Annotated in this window: 18 protein-coding genes; 7 read left to right on the top strand and 11 right to left on the bottom strand. The window is 42.6% G+C overall.

All coding sequences use genetic code 11. The annotated features are described in order from the left end of the window. Positions 1 to 626: 626 nt before the first annotated feature. Positions 627 to 1973 (top strand): FAD-binding oxidoreductase, encoded by a 1347-nt coding sequence (locus tag FNW02_RS02080; protein ID WP_191755920.1) that lies wholly within the window; start codon positions 627 to 629, stop codon positions 1971 to 1973. Between the two features lie 163 nt (positions 1974 to 2136). Next, complete coding sequence (rtcA, locus tag FNW02_RS02075; RefSeq protein WP_191756043.1) at positions 2137 to 3183, top strand: RNA 3'-terminal phosphate cyclase; 1047 nt, start codon at positions 2137 to 2139, stop codon at positions 3181 to 3183. 153 nt (positions 3184 to 3336) lie between these two features. Here rtcA and FNW02_RS02070 read toward each other — a convergent pair whose 3' ends face one another. From FNW02_RS02070 to FNW02_RS02050, 5 genes are all read right to left on the bottom strand, one after another. Then, positions 3337 to 3498: a hypothetical protein gene (locus tag FNW02_RS02070; protein ID WP_191755919.1), complete on the bottom strand. Its 162-nt coding sequence runs from the start codon at positions 3496 to 3498 to the stop codon at positions 3337 to 3339. A gap of 291 nt (positions 3499 to 3789) precedes the next feature. Further along, positions 3790 to 4806 (bottom strand): SDR family oxidoreductase, encoded by a 1017-nt coding sequence (locus FNW02_RS02065; RefSeq protein ID WP_191755918.1) that lies wholly within the window; start codon positions 4804 to 4806, stop codon positions 3790 to 3792. A gap of 191 nt (positions 4807 to 4997) precedes the next feature. Continuing rightward, complete coding sequence (locus FNW02_RS02060; RefSeq protein WP_191755917.1) at positions 4998 to 5714, bottom strand: ROK family protein; 717 nt, start codon at positions 5712 to 5714, stop codon at positions 4998 to 5000. Positions 5715 to 5865: 151 nt separating this feature from the next. Continuing rightward, positions 5866 to 7173: a sensor histidine kinase gene (locus FNW02_RS02055; protein ID WP_191755916.1), complete on the bottom strand. Its 1308-nt coding sequence runs from the start codon at positions 7171 to 7173 to the stop codon at positions 5866 to 5868. Next, on the bottom strand, positions 7170 to 9938 hold the full coding sequence (locus FNW02_RS02050; protein ID WP_191755915.1) for a hybrid sensor histidine kinase/response regulator: 2769 nt from the start codon (positions 9936 to 9938) through the stop codon (positions 7170 to 7172). Before FNW02_RS02050 ends, FNW02_RS02055 begins: the two co-directional genes overlap by 4 nt. A gap of 172 nt (positions 9939 to 10110) precedes the next feature. Here FNW02_RS02050 and FNW02_RS02045 point away from each other — a divergent pair, with 172 nt between their 5' ends. Beyond that, a complete protein-coding gene (locus tag FNW02_RS02045) occupies positions 10111 to 10914 on the top strand; it encodes a creatininase family protein (protein WP_191755914.1) in 804 nt (267 codons plus the stop codon). A 1024-nt stretch (positions 10915 to 11938) separates the two neighbouring features. Further along, on the top strand, positions 11939 to 12442 hold the full coding sequence (locus tag FNW02_RS02040; protein WP_191755913.1) for a 2TM domain-containing protein: 504 nt from the start codon (positions 11939 to 11941) through the stop codon (positions 12440 to 12442). A gap of 236 nt (positions 12443 to 12678) precedes the next feature. Here FNW02_RS02040 and FNW02_RS02035 read toward each other — a convergent pair whose 3' ends face one another. The 6 genes from FNW02_RS02035 to FNW02_RS02010 all read right to left on the bottom strand — a co-directional run bounded on the left by FNW02_RS02035 (position 12679) and on the right by FNW02_RS02010 (position 18301). Further along, a complete protein-coding gene (locus FNW02_RS02035; RefSeq protein WP_191755912.1) occupies positions 12679 to 13902 on the bottom strand; it encodes a DUF4336 domain-containing protein in 1224 nt (407 codons plus the stop codon). 213 nt (positions 13903 to 14115) lie between these two features. Further along, entirely contained in the window at positions 14116 to 14811 is a 696-nt protein-coding gene (locus tag FNW02_RS02030) for a hypothetical protein (RefSeq protein WP_191755911.1), read from the bottom strand. A 161-nt stretch (positions 14812 to 14972) separates the two neighbouring features. Beyond that, entirely contained in the window at positions 14973 to 15110 is a 138-nt protein-coding gene (locus tag FNW02_RS02025) for a hypothetical protein (RefSeq protein ID WP_191755910.1), read from the bottom strand. 14 nt (positions 15111 to 15124) lie between these two features. After that, entirely contained in the window at positions 15125 to 16105 is a 981-nt protein-coding gene (locus FNW02_RS02020; RefSeq protein WP_191755909.1) for an aldo/keto reductase, read from the bottom strand. A 262-nt stretch (positions 16106 to 16367) separates the two neighbouring features. Next, complete coding sequence (locus tag FNW02_RS02015) at positions 16368 to 17000, bottom strand: RloB domain-containing protein (RefSeq protein WP_191755908.1); 633 nt, start codon at positions 16998 to 17000, stop codon at positions 16368 to 16370. Beyond that, on the bottom strand, positions 16985 to 18301 hold the full coding sequence (locus tag FNW02_RS02010; protein WP_191755907.1) for an AAA family ATPase: 1317 nt from the start codon (positions 18299 to 18301) through the stop codon (positions 16985 to 16987). The genes FNW02_RS02015 and FNW02_RS02010 overlap by 16 nt, the downstream gene beginning before the upstream one ends. A 232-nt stretch (positions 18302 to 18533) precedes the next feature. On the opposite strand from FNW02_RS02010, the gene FNW02_RS02005 reads away from it, so the two are divergent. The 3 genes from FNW02_RS02005 to fni all read left to right on the top strand — a co-directional run bounded on the left by FNW02_RS02005 (position 18534) and on the right by fni (position 25217). Beyond that, on the top strand, positions 18534 to 20447 hold the full coding sequence (locus FNW02_RS02005) for a GTPase family protein (RefSeq protein WP_191755906.1): 1914 nt from the start codon (positions 18534 to 18536) through the stop codon (positions 20445 to 20447). 406 nt (positions 20448 to 20853) lie between these two features. Beyond that, the gene (locus FNW02_RS02000; protein ID WP_191755905.1) at positions 20854 to 23523 is read left to right on the top strand and encodes a PAS domain S-box protein; all 2670 of its coding nucleotides are present in this window, start codon (positions 20854 to 20856) and stop codon (positions 23521 to 23523) included. Positions 23524 to 24167: 644 nt separating this feature from the next. Beyond that, the gene (gene fni, locus FNW02_RS01995; protein WP_191755904.1) at positions 24168 to 25217 is read left to right on the top strand and encodes a type 2 isopentenyl-diphosphate Delta-isomerase; all 1050 of its coding nucleotides are present in this window, start codon (positions 24168 to 24170) and stop codon (positions 25215 to 25217) included. Positions 25218 to 25274 lie beyond the last annotated feature (57 nt).

Raw genomic sequence — 25274 nt, 5'->3', positions numbered from 1 at the left:
AGCTGCTTCCCTATCAAGTGATTTGTGGCGAATTATGGAATGATTTTCGGTAAAATCAAGAATGCTTGTAAAGTGATTTTGGAGGCAAAAATTGAGATTATAGTTATACGACTACTGCATATTGATTTACTGTTTTTTTAATTAAGATAGCTACAAAAAACAATTTATTAAAGTTATATCATTGATAAATTGTTTAATTTAATCAGGGAAATACCGATTTTTTGAAAATTATTAATTCTGGAAGAACAAAGCATAAAAACACCATAAATTCACAGTAAGTTTGCGGATATCTGTTTTATCTGAAGGCAACTTCATGAAGATGTTGTTAGCAGAGTAAGCTTATAGTACCCATCTATTAAAGGAAAGATGTCAGTTGGGTGCAAAGTGATATGTGGTAAGCATTTAACTTACACTAATCTCAATTTTCGTTAGTCTGAGTGCCGTATCTGGCTTTATATTAAGTAAGTGGCATGAAAGTGCTGTTAAAGAAGAAAATTAAGGTTTTAAAACGCAAAGGGGCGCTAAGGAAAGCGCAGAGTAACGCAAAGGAAACTATCTGCGCTCACGGTATCCCTACGGGGAAGAAAGCTTCAGACTTCTCGCTGCGTAAAAAAAGGATATAACTTATGACAACAAGATTAGATACCTTGATTAATTCTCTAGAAGGTCTAGAAATTATCACCGAACTTAGCCAAGTAGCAAAATTATCTCAGGATTACCACACTTTTAGCCCAGTTTTAGTACCGAAGTTAGAGGGAAAGGTGGGGGATATTGTGGTGCGTCCCGCTAATGAAGAAGAGGTTTTAAAGGTTGCGGCGGCTTGTGCCAAATATCGTGTACCCGTGACTGTGCGGGGTGCGGGAACTGGAAATTATGGGCAATGCGTACCGCTGCACGGTGGTGTAATTCTGGATATGACACGGATGCATGAGATTCCTTGGGTGAAACCGGGAGTGGCGCGGGTGGAAGCTGGGGTAAAATTGGCGGCGTTGGATAAAAAAGCCAGAGAAATTGGTTGGGAAATGCGGATGACACCCTCGACGTACCGCACAGCGACAATTGGCGGATTTATTGCTGGTGGGAGTGGGGGTATTGGGTCTGTACAATATGGATTGCTAGGCGATCGCGGTAATATCTTAGCTCTACGAGTTGTGACTGTAGAAGATGAACCCCGTATCATTGAATTGCGGGGGGACGATGTGCAAAAGGTGAATCATGCTTGGGGGATTAATGGCATTATCACCGAATTAGAAATACCTTTGGGGCCAGCTTATCCTTGGGCAGAAGTCATTGTCACATTTGATGACTTTATGGCAGCGGTAAATTTTGGTCAAGCGCTGGGTAATGCTGATGGCATGATTAAGAAGTTGATTTCTGTGTTTGCATCCCAGATTCCACAATATTTTCACGCTCTGCAAGATTATATTCCTCAAGGTACTCACCCGGTATTGTTAATGCTTGCCGAATCGAGTTTGGAATTATTACCTGGTTTAGTGCAGGAATACGGCGGTAAGATTACTTATCAGAAACCAGCCCAGGAAGCAGGAAAAGGCACGCATTTAGCAGAATTTACTTGGAACCATACTACCTTGCACGCCCGGACGGTAGATACTTCAATTACCTATTTGCAAAGTATGTTTCCTGCTAATCAAAGTTTGCAACTGGTAGAGCATCTATATCATCATTTTGGTGATGAGGTGATGATGCATTTAGAATTTTTTCGGGTGAATGGTAGTGTAATTCCTGGTGCTTTGCAACTTGTGCGCTACACCACAGAGGAACGCCTCAACGAAATTATCCGCTATCATGAGGCGCAGGGTGTGTTTATTGCCAATCCTCACACTTATATTATTGAAGATGGGGGAAGAAAAGTTATTGATCCTGAGCAATTAAAATTTAAGGAAATGGTTGACCCTTATGGGTTAATGAATCCCGGTAAAAGTAAGGCTTTACAATTAAAAATTCATAATTAAAAGTGCAATTTTAGGAAGTTACAGACACACAGATCCGAATCTGTGTATATTTGTGTAACCTCTTATAGTTTGATTCAATAAACGTGGGGAAAACCCACAATCACGCTACTTGGCTCAATGGTTTCGAGAGCATACCAGTGGCTCCATCATCCTAAAATCGCGCATGATTGAAATTGACGGTTCCTACGGAGAGGGAGGCGGACAGGTTCTTCGCACTTCCCTGAGTCTCGCCGCCATCACTGGCGAACCCATACGTATTACAGGCATTCGCGCCGGACGCAAAAAGCCAGGATTAGCAGCACAACATTTAACAGCAGTTCGGGCTGCGGCAAGAATTTGTAATGCTCAACTCCGAGGTGATGCTTTGGGTTCAATGCTACTGGAATTCATCCCTGGTAGTTCTGTACAAACTGGAACTTATACTTTTGATGTGGGTGAAGTGCGAACTGGGGGTTCTGCTGGGGCGATCGCTCTAGTTTTACAGACTATTCTTTTACCTTTGGCACTAGCAAATGGTGATTCCCTAGTAACGCTACGGGGTGGAACTCATGTCATCTTTAGTCCGACAGTGACTTACATTGAGCAAGTTTATCTGCCAATATTGCAACGTATGGGAGTGGAAGCCCAAGTTAAGTTAGGCGCTTGGGGGTGGTATCCTCAAGGTGGTGGAGAGGTAGAGATGCGGGTGGCTGGTGGTAGTAAACTTAGTGGGATCAACTTGCTAGAACGGGGAGATTTAAAGCAGGTGCGGGGACTAGCGGTAGTCACAGAACTTCCTTCGCATATTCCGCAACGGATGGCGAATCGTGCCGAGAATTTGTTAAGAGAAGCGCAGTTAAAAGTTACTGTACAGGCTTTACGAGAAAAAGGCGTTGCACCGGGGGCGGGTATTTTCCTAACTGCTGAATATCAAAATAGCTTGACTGGGTTTGGTGGGTTTGGGCGTTTGCGGTTATCAGCGGAAACAGTTGCAGAAATTGCTTGTCAGCAACTACTTGAATTTCATCAAACAGGCGCACCAGTAGATGAACATTTAGCCGATCAGTTATTATTACCAGCGGCTTTAGCCTCACAGGAAAGTCAATACCGAGTCGCTGAAATTAGTACACATTTAACGACGAATGCAGCGGTTATTGAGCAATTTGGACTAGGGCGAATAACTGTCAATGAAGTTGAGCAGATGGTTAGTGTGCAACCTTTGAAGAAGTAATAAGCTGTGAGGTATTTAATTTTCTATTACTATTTATCTGTTTCAGGCAGGACAGAAGAACGATAAGTTTTATTATTTTGGTGGTCAGGTTGCAGATAAAAAAATTTCAGATTAACGATTATAGTGTTCGCAAAGACAAGCACGCTGTCAAATTTAAAGCGTTAATCTAAAACCCCCAAATGTTGCATCTACATAGTTATTACCTAGAAGCTGAAATTGAATTCCTCCACTGACTGCTGTGAGTTCTGCATTAGATAGTTCTTGTTCTTCAACTTTATTCAAAGGTTGTAAGTTAGTAATTTTGATGCTGGCCATGTTTGTTTCTTGATATTTTTTAAAGTCCAGCAAAATTTTCGTCTAATTAGCTAGCAACCTCATCAATCAAAAGTTATAAAGTCCAATGTTTGCAGGCTTTTTAAATGGACATTAGTGTAGTAATTTTTTATGCTCACGAGACAAAAATACTCGGCGATGAGTCTTTGATACTCGTTCACGAGACAAAAATACTCGGCGACGGGTAAATTAAAATTTAACTTAGTTAACTAAATTACTAAGGCGGATAGAGAACAATTACACCTACTCTTGTCTCTACCACGCGTTGCTGCATCAAACATCCTTGCCGTCATGCCACCCACCCAGAAACGCAGCTATCCCCAACGCTGCTAAACCGATCGCTCCCCACTTCAAGGTTGGATTCATATCCCACCAATCTGAGAAGCTTGGTATTATCAGGTTTTTAAAGTCTCCCTCAACACGGTCATAGCCGTTTATCGGTTCAAAAACATTGTCTGGCGCATCCTCTGATTTCGGCTCATTAGTACGCTGTCCTACAAAGCCGATCGCTGCCAGCACTGAATCCACTAGAGACGGTGAAACGCGTTGTAGCGCATCTAACACTCTGCCTACATCTCCGACGATAAAATCGCGTGTGGGATGTTCGGCAACGTAGAGAATGGCATCAGCAACTAAACTAGGATCATAATACGGCGGTATCCCTGTCGGTTTCACTCCTAGCTTGGTGCGAACTTTATTGTAGAAAGGTGTGTTAATGACTGAAGGCAATATTGACGTGACGCTGATAGGCCACTTTTCGTGTTCCAACTCAACGCGCAACGCTTCTAAGAAACCTTCTAAACCGTGCTTGGCTGTAGAGTAGGGACTTTGCAATGGTAGACTGCGCCTACCCTCCATTGAGGAAATATGAATTAACGCCCCGCGTCCCTCTTGTTTGAGATAAGGTAGTGCTGCCATTGCACCATACACCTGTCCCATCAAAGTGACATCAACAACTCGCTCAAATTCCTCCGGTGTAATTTTCTCGAAAGGCGCAAGTATACCTGTCGCCGCAGCATGAACCCAAGTATCCAGCCGTCCATATTTTGCTACGGCTTTGTCTGCGATCGCTTTTACTTGCTGAAAGTCACTGACATCGGCGACAACATAGATTGCATCACCGCCAAAACCTTGGATTTCTTCTACTAAGGACTTCAACCCTAATTCGCTGCGTGCTGCAACTACTACCTTTGCACCACGTTGGGCAAACTTTACTGCTGTGTCCCTTCCGATTCCGCTGGAAGCCCCAACTACGGCTACTACCTGCTGACTAATTGGCTTCAATTGCATGGTTAATCACCCTTACCCTCTTCCTTCTATGTAAAGTTTGATTAAGGGTAGATGCATCCCTCGTAAGACTTACGCAGAAGGTAGAGATGTCTGGGGAGTGGGAGGCAGAGGGGCAAGGGGAGAAAATAATTGATGATTCCTGTCTTCTGTCTTCTGTCTCCTGTCTCCTATCTCCTGTCTCCTGCCTGCTTTCACTTTTTCTCCTCTCGCCATAAAGCGATACCACCTAATAAACCAGCAATATTAGGGATAAGTTTGACATTTAACGGCAATTGGATATTTACCTTGACGGCTTCACCACCGCCGATGTAAAGGTAATCATAATTGAATAGATGTTGCAAGGATGCGATCGCTTTTTCTAAACGCCTGTTCCATCTTTTCTCACCAATTTTTTCTAACTCTGCACGCCTCAGTTGTTGCTCATAAGTCTCGCCTTTGCGAAACTGATGATGACCCATTTCCATATTTGGCACTAATTTACCATCCACAAACAAAGCCGAACCAAATCCTGTTCCCAGAGTAACCACCAATTCTACGCCTTTACCTGCGATCGCCCCAAACCCTTGCATATCTGCATCATTAATTACACGTACAGGTTTATGTAAGCTATTAGACAATACTGTTTCCAAGTTAAACCCGATCCAATCTGGGTGTAAGTTTACTGCTGTTTCCGTTACTCCACACCGCACTACACCAGGAAATCCTACCGAAACGCGATGAAATTCCCCTTGTGCAGCTGCTAAAACGATAATTGCATTAATTACAACTTCGGGTGTAGCAGGTTGAGGTGTTTCTAAACGTACTCTTTCTGTTAATGGAGTTCCCGTGATATCCAAAACTATGGCTTTGACACCACTACCGCCAATATCAACTGATAGGGTGCGAATCGATCCATTTTCTTCAGTCATTGGCTTAAGTCCTTATTAGTGCCGCTTATACTGTTATTATCCCCTGCTGCATCTCGATCAGACTGGATATGCTGAGAGTCTTCATCTGGGGAATTGCAAGTGATCCCAATTTATACAGCACAAGTATCTTAAGAGTCTCTAATTTAGAATTTTAATAAATTGGAATGGCAATTGTAAACTGTGAGCCATGTCCTGGAACTGACTTTACTTCTAAGGTTCCTCTATGCTTTTCCACAATAATTTGATGAGCGATCGCTAATCCTAAACCAGTACCTTTACCCACATCTTTAGTAGTAAAAAATTGTTCAAATACCCGCTGTTGAACTTTCTGAGACATTCCTATTCCATTGTCGGTAATTTGAATTAATATAGTTTTTTTATCTTCAGTTAGTTCTGTATTAATTTTGATTTGAGGTGTAAAATAAATTTTACATTTCAGGAAGATGGAATCGGGATTTGAGAGTTTAGTATATGAAGAAGATAAGGAAATTAATTTATCTACCTCTGTTTTCTCTAATTTTAGAATTTGCGGATGATTAATTTTCTCTTCAATGGCATCAATAGCATTAGATAAGATATTTAGAAATACTTGATTTAGTTGTCCTGCATAGCACTCTATGGGTACTAATTCACCGTACTCCTTAACTACTTCAATAGCTGGACGTTCGTGTGTAGCTCTCAGGCGATGATGCAAAATCATTAGAGTACTATCGATACCTACATGCAAATCAACTTCTTTGATTTCCGCTTCATCCAATCGGGAGAAAATTCGGAGCGATCGCACAATTTCCTGAATACGCTCAGCTCCCAGCATCATTGACGATAAAATTTTGGGAATATCTTCTTTGATAAAATCAAGCTCAATTAATTCTGAAAAATCTTGAATTTCTTGATGAGCAACTGGTGTATAAACTTCGTACAATTTCAGTAATTTTAACAAGTCTTCAATATATTTTTTAGTGTGAATTAAGTTGCCATAAATAAAATTAACTGGATTGTTAATTTCATGAGCAATTCCTGCTACCAACTGTCCCAAGGAAGACATTTTTTCTTCTTGTACTAACTTTAGTTGCATTCTCCGCAATTCTAAGTGGACATTGATCCGGGCTAAAACCTCTTCATGTTCAATAGGCTTAGTAATATAGTCCACCGCACCCAAATGCAGTCCCTTGACTTTTTCCACAGTTTCAGAAAGCGCAGTCATAAAAATTACTGGAATATCCTTAGTTTTTTGGTTCTTTTTAAGACGATGGCAAGTTTCAAATCCATCTATTCCTGGCATCATCACATCTAATAAAATTAAGTTTGGTAATGTCTCTTGCGCTTTTTCTAATGCACTTTCACCGCTTTTGGCAATCGAGACTTTAAAGCCAGAATTATTTAAAATATCAAATAGAACCTTGAGATTATTTGGAATATCATCAACAATTAAAATTAAATCTCTTTGATAGTTAGTCATTTTTCAACTTGGGCTAATTTATCTTTTATTAAATCAATAATTTTTTCATCATCTAATTCTTCTGCTAATTCTAATATCTTGTTAGCAAAAACTGTATATTTAGAGTCTGAATCTTTAATGCGGCTTGCTTCTTCTTGAATATCTTGAATACAACCAGTTTTAGCAAAATTATACAAATTAATAAGCTGCTCTTTAGGCGGAAATATCATTTGCTCTAAAGGTAAATTACTTTCTAACTTTTCTGGTTCATAAATCCAGAGCAAATTCAGATAATGCTGTAATTTGTCAAATAACTCGGAACTTTGCACTGGTTTGGGTAGAAAATCATTACAACCTGCTTCTTGGCTCTCTTGACGATTCAAGCTAAATACACTTGCAGAAGATGCAATAATCACGATATTCTGGAATTCCGATTTAGAGCGTAAATGTTGCGTCATTTCTAAGCCATTCATCACAGGCATTACTAAGTCGGTAATAATTAAATCTGGTTGAAATTCCTGAGCCTTTTTTAAACCTTCTTCTCCATTTTGTGCTTCAATGACTTTAAAACCAACAGGTTCGAGCAGATTGATAATTACAGAGCGATTTTCCCAACGATCATCAACAATTAGAATTACCTGTTGTCTACCTTGGTAAGAAATCACGTTTTTGTTAAACCCAGGCATTTTTGTTGATATCCAATTAGTAGCTTCTAATAGATTTAAATCAAACCAAAACTTGCTACCTTGATTTGGGGTACTTTCGACTTGGATATTACCTCCCATCATCTCCACGATTTGACGACTGATTGCCAATCCCAAACCTGTACCTTCAGATTTACTTTTGCTATCACCTACCTGCTCAAAAGGCAAGAAAATTCTATCTAATTGTTCAGAAGTCATCCCAACGCCTGAATCTTCAATTTGGAAGCGAATTCTCCAAATTTTGATATTTGTTTTTTGATTTACTATTGAAGATGTTTCATTTTTTTCATCTTCTAAAACTCCTACTTTAAATGTTACTCCTCCACGTTCTGTAAACTTAACAGCATTACCCAAAAGATTAATTAATACTTGTCTTAGACGCTTTTCATCAGTATTAATAGCGGTAGGTAGTTGATTAAGTACTTCATATTTAAAGCTAATTTCTTTTTGCTCTGCTTTAATACTACAGATGTCTCGTACTCCCAAAAGAAAGTTTTCTAAATTAAAATCATTAGTGTAAATATCGAGTTTTTTGGCTTCAATTTTAGAAATATCTAAGATGTCATTAATTAATGTTAGTAGGTGAGAGCCACACTGCTGAATAATGCTTAGTCCGTTCCGTTGTTTGGGAGTAGCGATTTTATCGCGTTGGAGAATTTGAGCGTAGCCGAGAATTCCGTTGAGGGGAGTGCGGAGTTCATGGCTCATGTTTGCGAGAAATTCGCTTTTTGCTTGATTAGCAACATCGGCAGTTTCTTTTGCGGCTTTCAGTTCTACAGTACGTTCTTGAACTCGCTTTTCTAAGTCTTGATTGGTTTTTTCTAAAGCAGTGAAAGACTCTTGCAACTGTCCTGCCATTTGGTTAAAAGATTGGGCAAGGATGCTGAGTTCTTTGATATCCGAGACTTTTACTACTTGACCTAGATTACCAGATGCGATCGCCCTACTAGCTTTACTTAATTCCCACATAGGTTTGGTAATCCAACAAGATGTATAGATTCCCAAAACTATCGCCACCCCTAATGCACCAAAACACAGTAGGATTGTTGTCTGGTTATTGGCGTTGATTTGCGCCATGAAGTCGCTTTCTGGTACAACTACAACTACTAACCAGTCCAGACCAAACTCATCTTGCCAATTCATAACGTGGACAAATTCGCGATCGCCTTTGAACTCAAAATTCAGTTCTTGGCTGTCTTTAATTGCGTTAAAGTCACTAAATCTTTGTTGTAAATACTTTGCTGTTGCTTGAATTAACAGGTCGTTACTGTTAAATACGCTTAAGCGTTGTGTTTTCCCATTCGTTACTGTAAATGGTTTTTGGCGACTAGAATTAGCAATTAATAGTCCATTGCGTTCCATGATAAAAATCTTGGCGCTTGGACTAACTTTTAAGTTGGCTAGAAAATCACTAATATTCGACAGCAGTAAATCTACACCTAAGATACCAATCAGTTTATAAGTTTTGTCGTAGATAGGACGGTTTGCTGAAGCCGTAACATATCCCTCAAATCCCTCTGATGCATAAATTCGACTCCAGATGGGTTTGCCTGCCTTTACTGTCTCTGCGTACCATACATCGGTTAGCGGATCATAATTTACGACTTCTAGCAACTTTGTGCGATTTCCTTGGCTATCGGTCGTGTAAATGTAGTTTTTCTTGGCAGAATCTTCGCTAATTAAGATCCCCTGACCTGGTAGCCAACGACCTGCACCCGCCCCTTGATAAGTTTGCAGGTTGTAGCCAATGTAGCTAACATTTTTGAATACCTGCGCTTGTTTCCAAAAGTAACGCCCTGTACCTTGCAAGTCTTGTAAATTGAGTAGTCCTTGTTCTATGGCATCAATGTTGATTTGATTAATTTGATGCGGGGTTGCCAAGTAAGTATCAAGGTGTTCATCAACTAGGCTACCGGTTTTGCTCATCAATTGATTGGCAAGATCATTGACTGCCTTCTGTCCATTTTTAAACGAGAGATACCCCACCAGCCCCACAGCGGCAAAGATTTGGATCACAAAAGGGACGATGAGTACAAAGCGCAGTGGTAACTTTTTAGAATATGACAAGCCAGAAAGATTCATTGCTTCAATTAGGCAGTTTGGTAACTCTTAATCTTGCACTAAGCGATTAGAGTCGCCAGGGCTAAGTACAAGATGTAAGCAAAAAGCAAATTTCCTGGCTGAAGTTAGTTTGCCCACAATCTTGTTTCTTGCATCAATCCCGTTAAGATAAAAATGGCGCAATCCAAGTAATATGCACAGTTTCATCCCTCCAGAACGCTTTTTTTCTTACCTCACTTGGACTGACATCCAGTCCATGCCAGATAAGGAAAATGTGGTAATCATTCAACCAGTAGGAGCAGTTGAACAACATGGCCCTCATCTGCCGTTGATTGTAGATGCTGCTATTGGTGTGGGAGTACTAGGAAAAGCATTGGAAAAGCTAAACTCTGGGATTCCCGCCTATGCCTTACCAACGCTTTATTATGGCAAGTCTAACGAACACTTACACTTTCCTGGCACGATTAGCTTGAGTACAGCAACTCTCACGGCAATCATCATGGAGGTGGGAGAAAGTATCTATCGTGCTGGCTTTAGAAAACTAGTGTTAATGAACTCCCACGGCGGACAGCCCCAAGTTATGCAAATGGCAGCGCGGGATTTGCATGTTATGTATGATGACTTTTTAGTATTTCCGCTGTTTACTTGGCGTGTGCCTAATATCACTAAAGATTTATTGACTCCGAAGGAAGCAGCGCTAGGAATGCACGCCGGAGATGCAGAAACTAGTATTATGCTGTCAATTTTGCCGGAACAAGTAAAGCTGGAGGAAGCTGTTGCAGAGTATCCACCAGAACAATCACAGAGTACTTTGCTAAGTTGGGAGGGTAAATTACCTGTGGCTTGGGTGACGCGGGATATTAGTAAAAGTGGAGTGATTGGCGACGCCACAACCGCAACTACAGAAAAAGGCGATCGCATTCTCGAATCTGTCGCTGATGGTTGGGTACAAGTGATTCAAGATATCTATGCCTTTCGACAACCTCAATGCAGATAGTGAAAGGAAAGGGCAGGGAAGCAGTAGAATTTTAGATTTTAGATTTTGCGGAAAGTTGTAAGGAGGGTTCCCTCCGTAGCAAACTTTTCAAGACAGATTTTGGATTGAATAATCTCAAATCCAAAATTGAGGAGGCAGGGGAGCAGAGGGGCAGGGTGAGAATAAATACTTAGGACTTACGCACTGAAGGCTGAAACCTAGATCCCCTCTAGCCCACGCCAGTCGCTCATGGGGAGCCACCCCCTTGTGGAGGTTCCCGACGCTCGTTCGCGCAGCGTGTCGCAGACAAGACTCGCGCTTCGCTGCGCTATCCGTTGTGGGGAGTGGCGTGGAAACCCCCTTGGCGCAGCCTCAAAGTAGAGAAGACCGCGCTGGCTCCCCTTCAAAAGGGAGGAATTTATAAAGCCCCCTTTTTAAGGGGGTTGGGGGATCTGAGTGCGTAAGTTCTGATACTGATTCTTGACTCAGGACTCATACCAATTCACGAAAATCTTGATACATATAGATTTCTTGTAGGGGCACGGCAATGCTCATACGTGTCAACTTCAGCTCAAACACTCAATTTACCGTCGTTTTAGATCCCCCAACCCCCTTGATAAGGGGGCATTCGATTCTAGTTCCCCCCTTTCCAAGGGGGGTTAGGGGGGATCGAAAATCTCGGTGGTACATCGAGAAATTTTCACTGTTCTTATCAGACTAGGCTTTTACGTTAAGTTGACACGTATGGGCAATGCCGTGTCCCTACCAACGTATTTGTATCATTTTTAAAGTTAAATGGTATCAGCACTCAGCACTCAGCACTCATCACTCAGCCCTCATTACGCAGAACTCCTGACTCAACACGGGCTAAACCATAGCTATCCGCGCTTCAGCACTCAAAATATATGGTGAAATTTGTTCCTACAGCACTCTCTAGATTTGCTAGTGTAGGAATAATGGAGATAGTACTGCTGATGGCGGTCTGGTTCCATAACATCTGTCGGGCAGCAAATCTCAACCAAAAGTAAGATTAAGAGAAAGAATTATGACAGCGTTTGAACCTAACAGCATCCGCTCTTATAGCCAAGAAGATGTGCAGCAAATTCTGCAATTGGCGATCGCCCGTCAAGCAGATGATAAAGATACAGAATTTTCTTACGAGCATCTTTTGGAAATTGCAACTGAGTTGGAAATTTCTCCAGAGTCTTTAAAACTCGCAGAACGCGATTGGGTAGTACAACAAGGGCAAGTGCAAAAGCGAAAAGCCTTTGACGCTTTCCGTATCAGAAAATTTAAGAAGCGTCTCGGTAATTATACAATTGTCAATGGTTTTTTGATGCTGCTCGATTTGCTCACTAGCGGAGGTCTTGTCTGGTCGTTGTATATTTTGCTGTTCAGCGGACTGCCAGTAGGACTTGATGCCTGGAATACTTTTCAAACTAAAGGTGAAGAGTACGAAATCGCATTCCAGAAGTGGAACCGCAATCATCAGATTAAACAAACCATCAATACAGTTTTGAATAAGTGCTTCAAGGCGTTGCAAGCTTAGTTGATTAGCGTAGGCGTAGCCCGCCGCAGGAATCGCCCTGGAAATATAAAAAACCCCGTAGTCAAACCGGGGTAAAATTCGCCGCAAAATTTTTACGACTCCACCAAATTGAATTCAAGAAACACAGCAATTATCAGGATTAGGATAAATAATACCTTGATTACCGAAGTATTCTTTCTATCTTTATAGATATATGGATTCTATCAATAGTCTGAGGATGTCACTATTTGTAGTTCCTACACCTTATCTTTCACTGGCGGCACAATATTTAACTTATTTAAACCTGTATCGATTACTCTAAGTACTTTAAAATCCTCCTCTGGTAAAGGGTAACTGTTATCACCAAAACCTACATTGACAGGTTGCTTTTCTAGGAAGGAGAAAGCTTGGCGAAATTGATGCGGTGCTACTTTAATTGGTGAGTCAAAGTGGCAAGGAACAATCCACTGGAAGTCCCAACTTGCTACTTGATTAGCCCAGTCGATGGTTTCTCTTGGTGCTCGATTGAGAATGAGCGTCTGTAAAATTGGTGCTACAAATAAACGCCCACCTCCTTGCAGTGCATAAAATGATCGCTGCCAGTTTTCTTGCCATTTAAAAGGAAACAATCCAAAATAGGCTCTATTTGAGCGTTCCGGTGCTTTCAGGGCATCTCGAAATACTTGACCCCATCTACTGATCTCCAGGGCGCTTGGTTGGAAATACAAAGCAAATAGTGAAATACGTTGCCATCCCTTACGGCGGTTTACTGGAATGTCTGCAACGATATCAGAGGCTTTGTCTTTGGCATGGAACAGTAAGGGATACGGATCTAACTGCACGATCGCAGGCGGATCTTCTGGTATGGAAATTACTGAGTCTGTTACCAATAATGTATGCGATCGCTTGTGGAAAAATGCAACCTCTGCAAATTTACCTGGGCCCAAATCGATGGGGCCCAGGATTGCATAGTCAAACTGGTCTGCAAAGGGGGTTTTAGTACTATCTTGTGGTAGTACCTGAGTACGTTTAGGGGGTAAGCCAAGCCAGCTAAGTGGCAGATTTAACGGGAAACTCCACTGATTAGGAGCGACAAAGACCTGTGCATTAGGAAAACATCTAGCAAAGGGGCCGACGAAGACTTTGTGTTCTAAACCAGAGATTGTTGGTAGGATGATATACCTGACGTTGCCGTGTTTTGCTACCAACTCATTGACGAGCCGGGTACACTCTGGGGTAGGTGCAACAGGTGCATAGACCAGAAGACCTCCATCATCTAGCTTCACAACGGTCATCCGAATTGGTACGACAACGTAGAAGATGCCTTGAAGTTGGTCAAAAGTCCAGATTGTATCCTTAACTACTTCTTTGCGGATTGTCCGTCGTTTGCCATAAGGATAGAGTGGCAAAACAGGCCATAATCGCCATGAGAACTCTCTAGAATGAATCTGTTCTAGATTATCTGCGCCATCATCAGTCACTCCGCGACCCCCTCCAAATTCCCGATGCTCAAGTAGTTTTTATGTGTCCATGAAGTTGGAGTTTAGCAAATTGTAGAGCCAATAACCGACCTTGTATCAAAACTCTATGCCATGACTAACAAACTGGGAAAATGTTTCCGACACACTTGGCGATCGCCACCAGAGGTATTATGAGTGCAATATTTTGGTCAGCTAATGGGTATCATTCCCCTACTAGATTGGTGGCGGGTTTTGACGGATTTGCTCCGGTGAAAGACTAGACATATTAAAAGCTTTCCAGTCTTTTGTAACGTACTTAAATTTGCCAATAGCTATATCACCGATTGTGTCTCGTTCGCCCCACTCAGAAGTTAAGTCAGGCCAGTAATCACCACCCATGCTTAGCAAATAGCGAGCTTGAGAGCGATCGTCCTGTCCTTTGGTATTGTCAAGTCCCAGCCTGGCTTGAACAGTGGTAAACATTCCTGCCACGTCGTAAGGATTAATTTTAACCCGACCAGATGTACACCAGAAGTGAAAGTTGTATCCATCGCCTGCTTTGGCTGAAATACTACCATCCTGCTCGGAACGCATATCTGCGGATTTGTTAGTATCATTAGCAAAATCCTCTCGATAAGCAGCCCCTTCAACTACTGTCGAACTTTGGAGAAGATGCCATTTACTATCTGTCTTGCTGAGCATGTAAGCCTTGATATCTTTTATCTGAACCCTGGTATTAGCAGCAGGATTACCTTCAGCAGCTTCGTATAGTTGCCCCCATGCCATCATAGCTTTAGAACCTTGTGGATTGTTCCCCATACCTATACGAGGAGCAGATGCCCAGCCATAACTCTTTGGAACACCATGTGGCATTCCCTCATGAAACGGTTTCATATCGTCGATGATAGTTGCGATCCCATTATTTGTCATCTGATTCTGTGCATCCACTCTGAAGCTCAAACAACAGCAAAGAGTAATGACAAAGATTGAAAAAAGTACAGACAATCTTTTGATTCGCATATCACTCCTCTTTATTCTTCCTTGGGAGGATAACATGAATAGTGGTTCATTTAGTATAGGTGTAGCTATTTTTATATATGACTGGCTGCGATCGCCTCCGGCGGGGCGTAGCCCATCGCATAGCTGCATCTTTTGCCCAGCAATCCTTTGAGAATAGCTGGATTATAGATACGGTGAAGAATTTCGGTATTCTCAAGCCTCCGTAACATCCGTGCTCTTGCTGTTATTTAGTTTGAAAGATATTTTGTACCATTTTTTTATCCGCATTCGCGGCCGCTTGATCTAACTCTGCAATCTCACTTGCGTTCAAATACCAACCCAAAGCACCAATGTTATCCCTTGACTGTTCTAAGGTCTTCGCTCCAGGGATAGGAATAGTTCCCTTGCAGATACACCAGTTAATTGCTACTTGTGACATAGACTTATTTCTGGATTGTGCAACTTCTCGTAAACATGCTAAAAGCGATCGCATTCCTGGCAATAACTGCCTAAACAGTAAACCTCGGATACCTTTAGGAAAAGGGCCTTTTTCTGAGAATTTTCCTGTCAACAACCCCAATGCCAGAGGGCTGTATGCAATCATTTGTATTCCTAGTTCATCACAAACATCTTTGAGCTTTAATTGGGTGACAGGATATGTAGACAACAGTGAGTACTGAACTTGCAGAGTAGCAATTGGGACTCCTCGCTCAGCAAACTTTTTATGCACATGTTTAAGGCGTTTAGGGCCGTAATTGGATAGTCCTACTCCTTTAACTAACCCTTGCTCATAAAGATCCGCAAGACCATCTAGCAGCCCAGCTTCTTGCCAAGGGGCATAGTTCGCTGTTGACCAGTGCATCTGTACCAAATCTACATTTCTTCCCAAACGCTGAGCAGAAGCCTTACAGGCCTGCACCATTGATTGCCGTGTCCATCTCCACGGGTAAGCAGCAAGCTTGGTAGCAATGTAAATATTTTCTTTGCCCGTACCTACATATTCTCGGTCGAATCGTCCCAAGAGTAGCTCACTGCGACCATTTAATCTCCCAGTTCCATAAGAATCACCTGTATCAAATAAAGTGACGCCATTGCTCACACAAAGGTTAAAGACAGCTTGCAACTGGTCATCCATGCTTTCGTTATATCCCCAGAGCAATTGGTTGCCCCAGGCCCAAGTCCCGCAGCCCATAATTGGGAGAGAGAGTTTTTCGAGAGTCTGCATCTTTGCGTTCTATAGATTGCTTTAACAATTATCAGGCAATTTCTTAAAAGCTATTCTTAATGGTAAAAATATCGCAGTTCTCATTTGGATGAGCTACAGATTTATCTATGTTAATCTGTGGTTAATTATTTCTTTGTGTATCTTGCCTACGAGGTAATGTCTTTTTTTGTCACTGCATTGAGAGAAGCAAGGGCGCGATCGCTCCGCCCGATGAATTACGACAATTAAGATAAAATGATTACAGTAATTCACATAAACTTCTTTAACTACTCTCTAGAGTTAATAAACTACTAATTAGTTTGGGCAACCCACGACAGCAGGGATTGGAGTGTTCATCTAATTCATTTCGTTCTATTTGCTTTACAATCTTCTCAGCACGTTGAATCGCTTGCTCAGTTAATAATTTCAATGGGTTCGGATACAAACACATTGATTTGTCGTAGTCAGCTATATGTTTTTTGAGTAAATTAATCAAACTATCACGAGTGATTTGTGCAAAATGGTCTTGAAAGTGAATTAGATACCAAAGTTCAAAACAAGGATTTGTAATTGCCAGATTAATCTTTTGGCTTTTAGCTCGATTTATTGCACTTTGCCAATTTGCCAGACTTTTTTCAATATGCTCATCTCCATCAAAAACAGCCCAAGCCTCATCTTCTTTACTCCACTGCTGATTATCTTTTCTTTGCTGCCTTTCTTCTATGAGTCTTTCAATAATGCTACGTGGATCAGTTCTACTTTGATGAGGTAATACAATAATATTTAAAGTTGGCGAACGTAATTCATTGCGGATGCTATTAAAATAAATTGGCTCTGTTTTACTTCCTTCACAAGCAATTAGTATTTTCTGAGCAATATTCCTGCTAGGTGGGCGACGATTTAAACTTCTTGGCACTGCTCGTCACCCTGTAAAATCATTTCCTCATCGGGTGGGAGAAACGGAACGGCTCCAAAACGACCATCTAAATAAGCTTTATCAATTGCCAAGTCATTTCTTACATGGAAATCTGTCAAAGGATACAACTCAGTGCTTTGATCAGAGCGCTTTTGTGTGAACCAAATTTGGTCGCGGCGCAATAAGTTATTTCTTTGTAATGTATTATCGTGACTAGTTAAAATAAATTGAGCGCGTTTGGGATTTGTTTTAGGATTTTGAAATCTTCTGATAATACTTTTTACAATATTAGGATGAATGTTTGTGCCTAATTCGTCGACAATTGTCAATCCTCCTATTTTCAGAGCTAGTACTATCCGAAATGCTAAACTAAATAAGCGTTGAGTTCCAAGAGATTCTTCATCAAAAAGCCAAGTGACTAAATTACCATCATGGGTATTATGTACAGCATATATATTGTAGTCACTTGGATCATCATATTTCTTTACCATATCGATTCTTGACAATCCTGTGTCAAATTTTAGTACAATTGTCAATGCTTCTTCAAAAATTTCATTTATTATGGGATTATCAGTACCTTGCAGTGATGTAATCGAGGTAATATCGTACTTTTCATTTCCCAAATTAATTCCAAGCCAGCGAACTATTAACCAGCGTAATAGAGGCTCAATTACATCTACTTTTAGTTTTCCTAATGTATTAATAAATAACTCATTTTCTCTAAGATTATCTTGGAGTTGATTATGGGAACCAGCAAAATCATCACCAGTTTTCCATATAAATTTTTTACTAAGTTCATCCCATTGGCGATTAAATAAACGACGAGTCCGCTTAGTTGTATTTAAAGCATAATCTAACTTTTCTGATACTATATGATTTTGATCAATTACTAATGAATAAGTATAAATATTCTTATCAAACAAAGTTCTTAATTCAAATCTTGTAGGTTTTTGAGCAGAGATGCTATCTAACTTGAAAGGATCTAGTTTTGCATATTTTAAAATTCTCTGGAATGCAACTGCTTGCTGTGTGCCATGAGACATCATGAGCAATAAATAATCCAGGGCTTGGATAACATTACTTTTGCCTGATGCATTAGCTCCAAAAATTGCTAGAACAGGCAAAAGCTCAATGTCCCACCCTTCAACATGATATCCAGGTGCAATTTCATGATCTGACTTCACCCGTTTGCGTTTGCTGCTTTGGCTTGTTTGACGATCGCTTTTTTTTTGAGCAACTGCACTTAGGGTTACAGGTTCTTTAATTGAGCGGTAGTTTTCGACAGTAAAGTCTACAAGCATAATTCAAGGCGTACAAAGCATTTATGTGTGATTTATTCACGTAAATCTTATCGTGAAGGTAAGCAAATCTCCACTTTTACCACAACTTGTCATATTAACTAGCAAGCAGCCAGTATGAGCTATCACCAGCAAATTATTACACTTTAATACACGCAAGAATCCAGAGATCATGACAAGAGTATTAGATCGACAATAGCAATATAAGAAGTTGAACCAAGGCAGGTATGGGGCAATGGTACGATTAAAACCGTGGCAGTGGGTAGTCTTAGCAATCCCGATCGCGTTTATCATCACTTTCTTATTAATATCGGCAGGATCACAAATCCATGCATGGGGTATTAGTTGGATCTGGGGTGTGTTCACTCTTGTATTTGTGGGCTGGCGTTGGCTGTTGGTGAAATGGACTCAACCTGCGGTCAACCAAGTAGAAGCTGTATTAGCGGAAGTCCGTGAAGAACTAGAATCGGCGACGGAAGATACAGTCATGCCAACAGCAGGAGGCGACGTCACAAAGCAAGCAGAAGCCGCCCTGCAAGAGATTGTGAAAGCAGCACAAAGCGATCGCCCAATTTGGGAAGACTGGCAAACCTTCTGGACGCGGTGTCAGGATTTGGTTGTGGCGATCGCTCGGATCTATAATCCTGAAGTTCAATATCCTCTGCTAAATATTTACGTTCCTCAAGCTTACGGATTGATTCGAGGAACGGTGGATGATCTCGATCAATGGATGCAAAAGTTATCCCCTGTCTTGAATCAGGTGACAGTTGGACAAGCATACCAAGCATACGAAGTCTACCGGAAGTTGGAGCCATCCGCTCGGAAATTCTGGCGAGTTTGGAACTGGGCGCAGTGGCTCTTAAATCCTGTGGCGGCGGTAGCAAAACAAGCCAGTCAAGGTTACAGTAACCGAGCTACTCAGGAATTATTGGTGAATTTGAGCCAGTTGCTCCGGGAAGCTGCCTTACGGAATTTATGTCAACAGGCGATCGCTCTTTACGGACGTAGCAGACTGCCGATTTCAGCGTCCGCCGTTGCCACACCGATACCCAAAGCAAAAACCCAAACACTCCGAGACATTCTCACTCAAGCAGAACCAGTTGAGGCGGTTGAGCAAAAACCCGTTAATATTTTGTTGGTGGGGCGCACGGGGTCTGGAAAAAGCAGCTTGATTAATACGCTATTTCAGGCAGATCTTGCAGCTGTTGATGTTTTGCCCAGTACTGATCGGATTCAGAATTACCAGTGGCAAACTCAAGGCGGGGAAACGCTGACACTATGGGATACACCTGGTTATGAACAAGTCAACCGCGCTGATTTACGAAAGCTGGTGCTTGATTATGCCACAAATGCAGATTTGCTGCTGCTCGTCACCCCTGCCCTTGATCCAGCCCTGCAAATGGATGTGGACTTTCTGCAAGATATGAAAGCGGAAGTTGCAGATTTACCTGCGATCGCGATTGTTACCCAAGTTGATCGTTTGCGTCCCATCCGTGAGTGGCAACCGCCTTATGATTGGGAGTGGGGCGATCGCCCAAAAGAAATTGCCATTCGGGAAGCTACAGAGTATCGCGCCAAATTGCTGAGGAAATTCTCTAATCTAGTTCTGCCAGTGGTTACAGGTGATACCCAAACAGGTCGAGCCGCTTGGGGAGTAGAAGCGCTATCGTTGGGACTAGTGGAAGCGATCGCACCTACCAAGCAACTCCGTCTTGCCCGCTTTTTGCGTAACCTCGAAGCCCGCACCGTCGCTGCTGCCAAAATCATCGACCATTATACCTTTCAGATGGCGACAACACAGGGATTAACAGCACTGCTCAAAAGTCCCGTCCTCCAGTTCGTTTCTACGATATCAACAGGTTCCCCAAAGCTAGCCTATCTGCTGGCAGAGCAAATTCCTGTGGAACAGTTGCCCGTTGTGATTGGTAAACTCCAGATTGCGTATGAGCTTTTCTCACTCTTGAATACTGGCAACGCTAACCCACTCAACTTTGAGTTGTTATCCCTCTGGCCGCTGCTGCTAGAAAATTCCACTTCACCTGAGCACAACGCCTGGGCATTTGGCCACGCCCTAGTCGAGTACTGGACTCAAAATCTCACAGTTGAACAACTCCGGGAGCGGTTTAAGTACTATCTTCAACAGATTTAAGTTGGTGTATTTGGTGAGTAAGCAGATGTCACTGGTGTCAACTTAAGCTCTCAGTTACTTTTTAAGTATGTTCTGTATCTTGTTCCCAAAATAGCGTTACTTAGCAACAAAGTCGTAATTTTAAGAAAAAAATCGTGCTCGTTAGTAACGACAGCTTCCGCGTTCAGGGTGACGGTCACTGAAGTGGTAACGAGTTAAGCCTGTATGGTAGTTTTCAAGGGAATTTTAGAAGATGCTTGAAAGAAAAAAAGGATTATAACTAATCGAGTAGATTAAGTACGCAGTGGCGGCATCTCAATCATTCCAAAATTAAACTAGCGAAAGGAGTGGGCATGACTGAGCAAGCCAATCAGCACAAACCAGCATGGTTTGCCAGTGAAGCTAATTTTTAGCAGGAGACGTAATAATGTCAAGATTTCGGTTTCTGTTGCTCGAAGACAATCCACTCGATGTAGAGGCAATACAAGCCATGCTGACGGGTAGCGGCATTGACTATGAACTCCTGAGGGTGAACACTCGCGCTGATTTTGTGACAGTACTAGAAACCGATAAGTTTGACTTGATTCTGGCAAATTATGCCCTACCTGATTTTGATGGCATCGCTGCATTAGAAATTGCTCTTAACCTGTGTCCTGAGACTCCGTTTATTTTTGTCTCTGCCAGTTTGGGTGAGGAATTGGCGATCGAAGCACTTAAACTGGGAGCTACAGACTATGTACTCAAGCAACGGTTAGGGCGGTTAGTGCCCTGTGTCCAGCAGGCATTGCACTCAGCCCAAGAACGCCGCGATCGCAAACGAGCAAAAGCAGCACTGCGCGAAGAAGAAAAATACCGTACGTTGTTCGAGTCGCTCGACGAAGGCTTTTGCATCTGCGAAATGCTGTTTGACAAGAACGGTAAACCGATTGATTATCGGTTCCTCGAAGTTAATTCGGTCTTTGAAAAGCTAACGGGACTGGAACAAGCGACGGGTAAAACGGCGCGGGAACTTGTCCCCAATCTTGAAGCCGATTGGTTTGAGATTTATGGCAGAGTCGTACGGACAGGCGAACCCGTTCGGTTTGAGAATCAATCAATTGTCCTGAACCGTTGGTTTGATGTCAATGCTTTTTGCATCGGTGCAGCCCAAAGCAACCAGTTCGCCATTTTGTTTACCAACATTAGCGATCGCAAACGGGTTGAACAGGAACGCGAACGGTTTCTTGCCGTCGGTTCGGATTTGCAAGTGATCACTGGCATCAACGGTTATTTCCAATGGGTCAGCCCAACCTTTGAACGAACGCTCGGCTGGACAGTGGACGAAATGATATCCCGTCCCTGGACTGATTTTGTTCACCCGGACGATATTAGCAAATCCGTTTCGGAAGCCGACAGTCTTTTTTCCAACAACGAAACATTTGCGTTTGAAAACCGTTATCGGCACAAAGACGGCTCCTACCGCTGGTTTCTCTGGAACGCCCAGTCCTACCCACAAGAACAGGTGATTTACGGGGCTGCTGTTGACATTACCGAACGCGTGCGCGTCGAAGATGATCGCAAACGGGCAGAACAAGCCTTGCATCAAAGCGAGGAGCAGAGCCGATATATTTTGGAGAGCATTAATGACGGGTTCTTTGCACTCGATCATGACTGGCGGTTTGTTTATGTAAATCAAGCGGCAGAACGGCTACTCAACTACACTCCGGGCGAATTGCTTGGCAAGGATTTTTGGGAAACATTTCCGGGACTTGCTGGAAGCGAGTTTGAGCAACTCCATCGCCGCGTGATGAACGAACGGGTTGCTTCATCAATCACCTCGTTCTATCCTGACCACAATCGTTGGTATGACGTTCACTCCTACCCTGCCGCGAACGGAATTACTATCTACTTCCGCGACATCACTGAACGCGAGAAGCTTCTGCAACAAGAGCAAGCAGCACGAGAGGCCGCAGAACAAGCCAATCGCATTAAAGATGAATTTTTAGCTGTGCTGTCACATGAACTGCGATCGCCCCTTAATCCCATCTTAGGCTGGGCACGCCTGCTGCAATCTGGCAAATTCGACGCAGCCCGTCAAGCTGAAGCACTGGCAACCATCGAGCGCAACGCCAGACTGCAATCGCAACTGATCGAAGACTTACTCGACATCTCTCGCATCATGCAGGGCAAGCTAACCTTAATAGCGGCTCATGTCAATTTGGCGTTTGTAATTTCTGCCGCCGTTGACACGGTGCGGTTGGCAGCACAAGCGAAGAACATTCAGCTACAGCTTGACCTTGACACAGCGATCGCTCCTATTTCTGGCGATGCTGCCCGCTTGCAGCAAGTGGCGTGGAACTTGCTCACCAATGCCGTCAAGTTTACACCTAATGGTGGACAAGTGATTGTTGAACTCAAGCAGATTGATCGCCTAGCTCAGATTCGGGTGATGGATACGGGCAAGGGCATCAATCCGCAATTCTTGCCCCATGTATTTGAGTATTTTCGGCAAGAAGATGGATCAACTACCCGTAAGTTTGGGGGATTGGGGCTGGGCCTTGCGATCGTGCGGCAAATTGTCGAGATGCACGGGGGTACGGTTAGGGCAGAGAGTCGGGGAGAGAATCAAGGCGCAACCTTTATTGTGCAATTACCTGCCATGCAGCAAGCAACGCCGATCATATCTGAGCCAACTTGCACCCAAACAGATACAGAAGCGCCTTTAGACAACATTCAAATTTTGCTCGTGGATGATGATACCGATACCCGCGAATTTCAGGCATTTTTGCTGGAACAGAGCGGTGCTAAGGTGACAGCCGTTAGCTCTGGTTTGGAGGCATTGCAAGCGCTGGATCAACTCGTTCCCGATGTGCTGGTGAGTGATGTGGGCATGGCAAAGATGGATGGCTATATGCTGATGCAGCAGATTCGATCGCGTCCAGCCAGCCAGGGCGGAACCGTAAGGGCGATCGCGCTTACTGCTTATGCCGCAGAACTTGACCAGCAAAAAGCAATTCAAGCAGGATTTCAGATGCACATTACCAAACCTGTGGAGCCAGAAATATTAGTTAGCAAAATCGTGAGCTTGCTGAAATACAACCGACCTCATATCATTTAACTTTAAAAATCTACGAGAAATCTATATGTATCAAGATTTTCGTGAATTGGCATTAGATAAAAATCTCCCTACTTTTCGAGATGCGATCGCTAATTTAGAAATTAAATGAGCGGTCATCACAACAAATAACAAAACAGGAGTTGTCACAATTCAAACGCAACCTATAAATATTTGAACATTTGCAACAAATGCTTGAACATTCATAAGAAACGCTTAAGTATTTGTAAATAAAATATAAATTATTGCAATAAACGCTTAAAACTTTGCAACAAATGCTCGAACATTCATAAAAAACGCTTAAGTGTTTGCAAATAAGATATAAGTTATTGCAACAAATGCTTAAAACTTTGCAACAAATGCTTAAACGTTTGCAACAAATGCTTGAACATTTATAAGAAACTCTCAAGCATTTGCAAGTGAGATATAGCCAAGAGCATATAGATTACGATATTTTGAAAGCGTAAATACCATTACCTCCTATCTCCTATCTCCTACCTCCTGCGATATCAGCGATCGCCTGCTTGTTTGGTAATGGCTAAAGCTTACGTATATTGCGTCTAAAATATAACCGCTATCATCTCCTACTACATCATGCCTGAGACTGTAAAAATAGTGATTAGAACTACGTTGAGTAATACTTAACCGTGAACGCACCTACCAACATCTCAGCACAAACTCAGACTCGCAAAGCGGATCATATTCGGATCTGCTTGGAAGAAGATGTTCAGTGCCATGAAATCACCAATGGACTGGAGCGTTATCGTTTCACCCATTCTTGCTTGCCCGAATTAAACCACAACGATATTGATATCAGTACGACTTTTCTAGGGAAACATCTCGGCGCACCCTTATTAATTTCTTCCATGACTGGAGGAACGGAACAAGCGGGAATAATTAACCAACGTTTGGCCCAAGTCGCACAACACTACAAAATTGCAATGGGTGTCGGTTCCCAGCGAGTAGCAGTAGAAAAACCCCAGGTGGCTGATACTTTTGCTATCCGCAAGTATGCTCCTGATGTGCTGTTGTTTGCGAATTTGGGCGCTGTGCAACTTAACTACAAGTATGGTTTAGATGAATGTTTGCGGGTAGTCGATATCGTAGAGGCTGATGCATTGATTTTGCACCTCAACCCGTTGCAAGAATATATTCAACCCAGAGGCGATACTAATTTTCGGGGATTACTGGACAAAATTGCTAACTTATGCAATAAGCTACAAGTGCCAGTGATTGCCAAGGAAGTGGGGAATGGGATCTCAGCGGTAATGGCAGATAAACTCATAGCCGCCGGAGTAACGGCGATTGATGTGGCTGGTGCGGGTGGTACTTCTTGGGCAAAAGTGGAAAGCGAGCGAGCAGAAAATGCCCTGCAACGCCGCTTGGGGAGGACATTTGCCGATTGGGGTTTGCCGACAGCAGAGTGCATTACGAGTATTCGAGCGATCGCCCCTAATATACCTTTGATTGCTTCGGGGGGATTGCGTCATGGACTAGATGCAGCAGTAGCGATCGCTCTTGGGGCAGATATCGCTGGTTTGGCAATGCCTTTCCTCAAAGCAGCAGCGGTATCAGAAGCAGCCGTTTCTGATCTGGCTGAGGTACTAATCGCTGAAATCACCACAGTTTTATTCTGCACTGGCAACAACAGCTTGTATCAGTTAAAGCACTCTGGGAGTTTACAGCGCATAGAATAGGATAAGTAGGTCGTTAGTCATTAGTCATTTGTCCTTTGTTCCCGAAGTTCTGAGCGG

The sequence above is a fragment of the Komarekiella delphini-convector SJRDD-AB1 genome, assembly GCF_014831675.1.
Taxonomy (GTDB): domain Bacteria; phylum Cyanobacteriota; class Cyanobacteriia; order Cyanobacteriales; family Nostocaceae; genus Komarekiella.
Note: the sequence above shows the minus strand (reverse complement) of the source record. Positions and strands in the feature narration are given on the sequence as shown.

Bases quoted from the DNA above. Each gene is read 5' to 3' on its own strand.
- FNW02_RS02060 (WP_191755917.1), bottom strand. From the start codon at position 5,714: ATGACTGAAGAAAATGGATCGATTCGCACCCTATCAGTTGATATTGGC.
- FNW02_RS02080 (WP_191755920.1), top strand. From the start codon at position 627: ATGACAACAAGATTAGATACCTTGATTAATTCTCTAGAAGGTCTAGAA.
- FNW02_RS02025 (WP_191755910.1), bottom strand. From the start codon at position 15,110: ATGTTACGGAGGCTTGAGAATACCGAAATTCTTCACCGTATCTATAAT.
- FNW02_RS02010 (WP_191755907.1), bottom strand. From the start codon at position 18,301: ATGCTTGTAGACTTTACTGTCGAAAACTACCGCTCAATTAAAGAACCT.
- rtcA (WP_191756043.1), top strand. From the start codon at position 2,137: ATGATTGAAATTGACGGTTCCTACGGAGAGGGAGGCGGACAGGTTCTT.
- FNW02_RS02030 (WP_191755911.1), bottom strand. From the start codon at position 14,811: ATGACAAATAATGGGATCGCAACTATCATCGACGATATGAAACCGTTT.
- FNW02_RS02040 (WP_191755913.1), top strand. From the start codon at position 11,939: ATGACAGCGTTTGAACCTAACAGCATCCGCTCTTATAGCCAAGAAGAT.
- FNW02_RS02070 (WP_191755919.1), bottom strand. From the start codon at position 3,498: ATGGCCAGCATCAAAATTACTAACTTACAACCTTTGAATAAAGTTGAA.
- FNW02_RS02000 (WP_191755905.1), top strand. From the start codon at position 20,854: ATGTCAAGATTTCGGTTTCTGTTGCTCGAAGACAATCCACTCGATGTA.
- FNW02_RS02050 (WP_191755915.1), bottom strand. From the start codon at position 9,938: ATGAATCTTTCTGGCTTGTCATATTCTAAAAAGTTACCACTGCGCTTT.
- FNW02_RS02055 (WP_191755916.1), bottom strand. From the start codon at position 7,173: ATGACTAACTATCAAAGAGATTTAATTTTAATTGTTGATGATATTCCA.
- FNW02_RS02065 (WP_191755918.1), bottom strand. From the start codon at position 4,806: ATGCAATTGAAGCCAATTAGTCAGCAGGTAGTAGCCGTAGTTGGGGCT.
- FNW02_RS02005 (WP_191755906.1), top strand. From the start codon at position 18,534: ATGGTACGATTAAAACCGTGGCAGTGGGTAGTCTTAGCAATCCCGATC.
- FNW02_RS02045 (WP_191755914.1), top strand. From the start codon at position 10,111: ATGCACAGTTTCATCCCTCCAGAACGCTTTTTTTCTTACCTCACTTGG.
- FNW02_RS02020 (WP_191755909.1), bottom strand. From the start codon at position 16,105: ATGCAGACTCTCGAAAAACTCTCTCTCCCAATTATGGGCTGCGGGACT.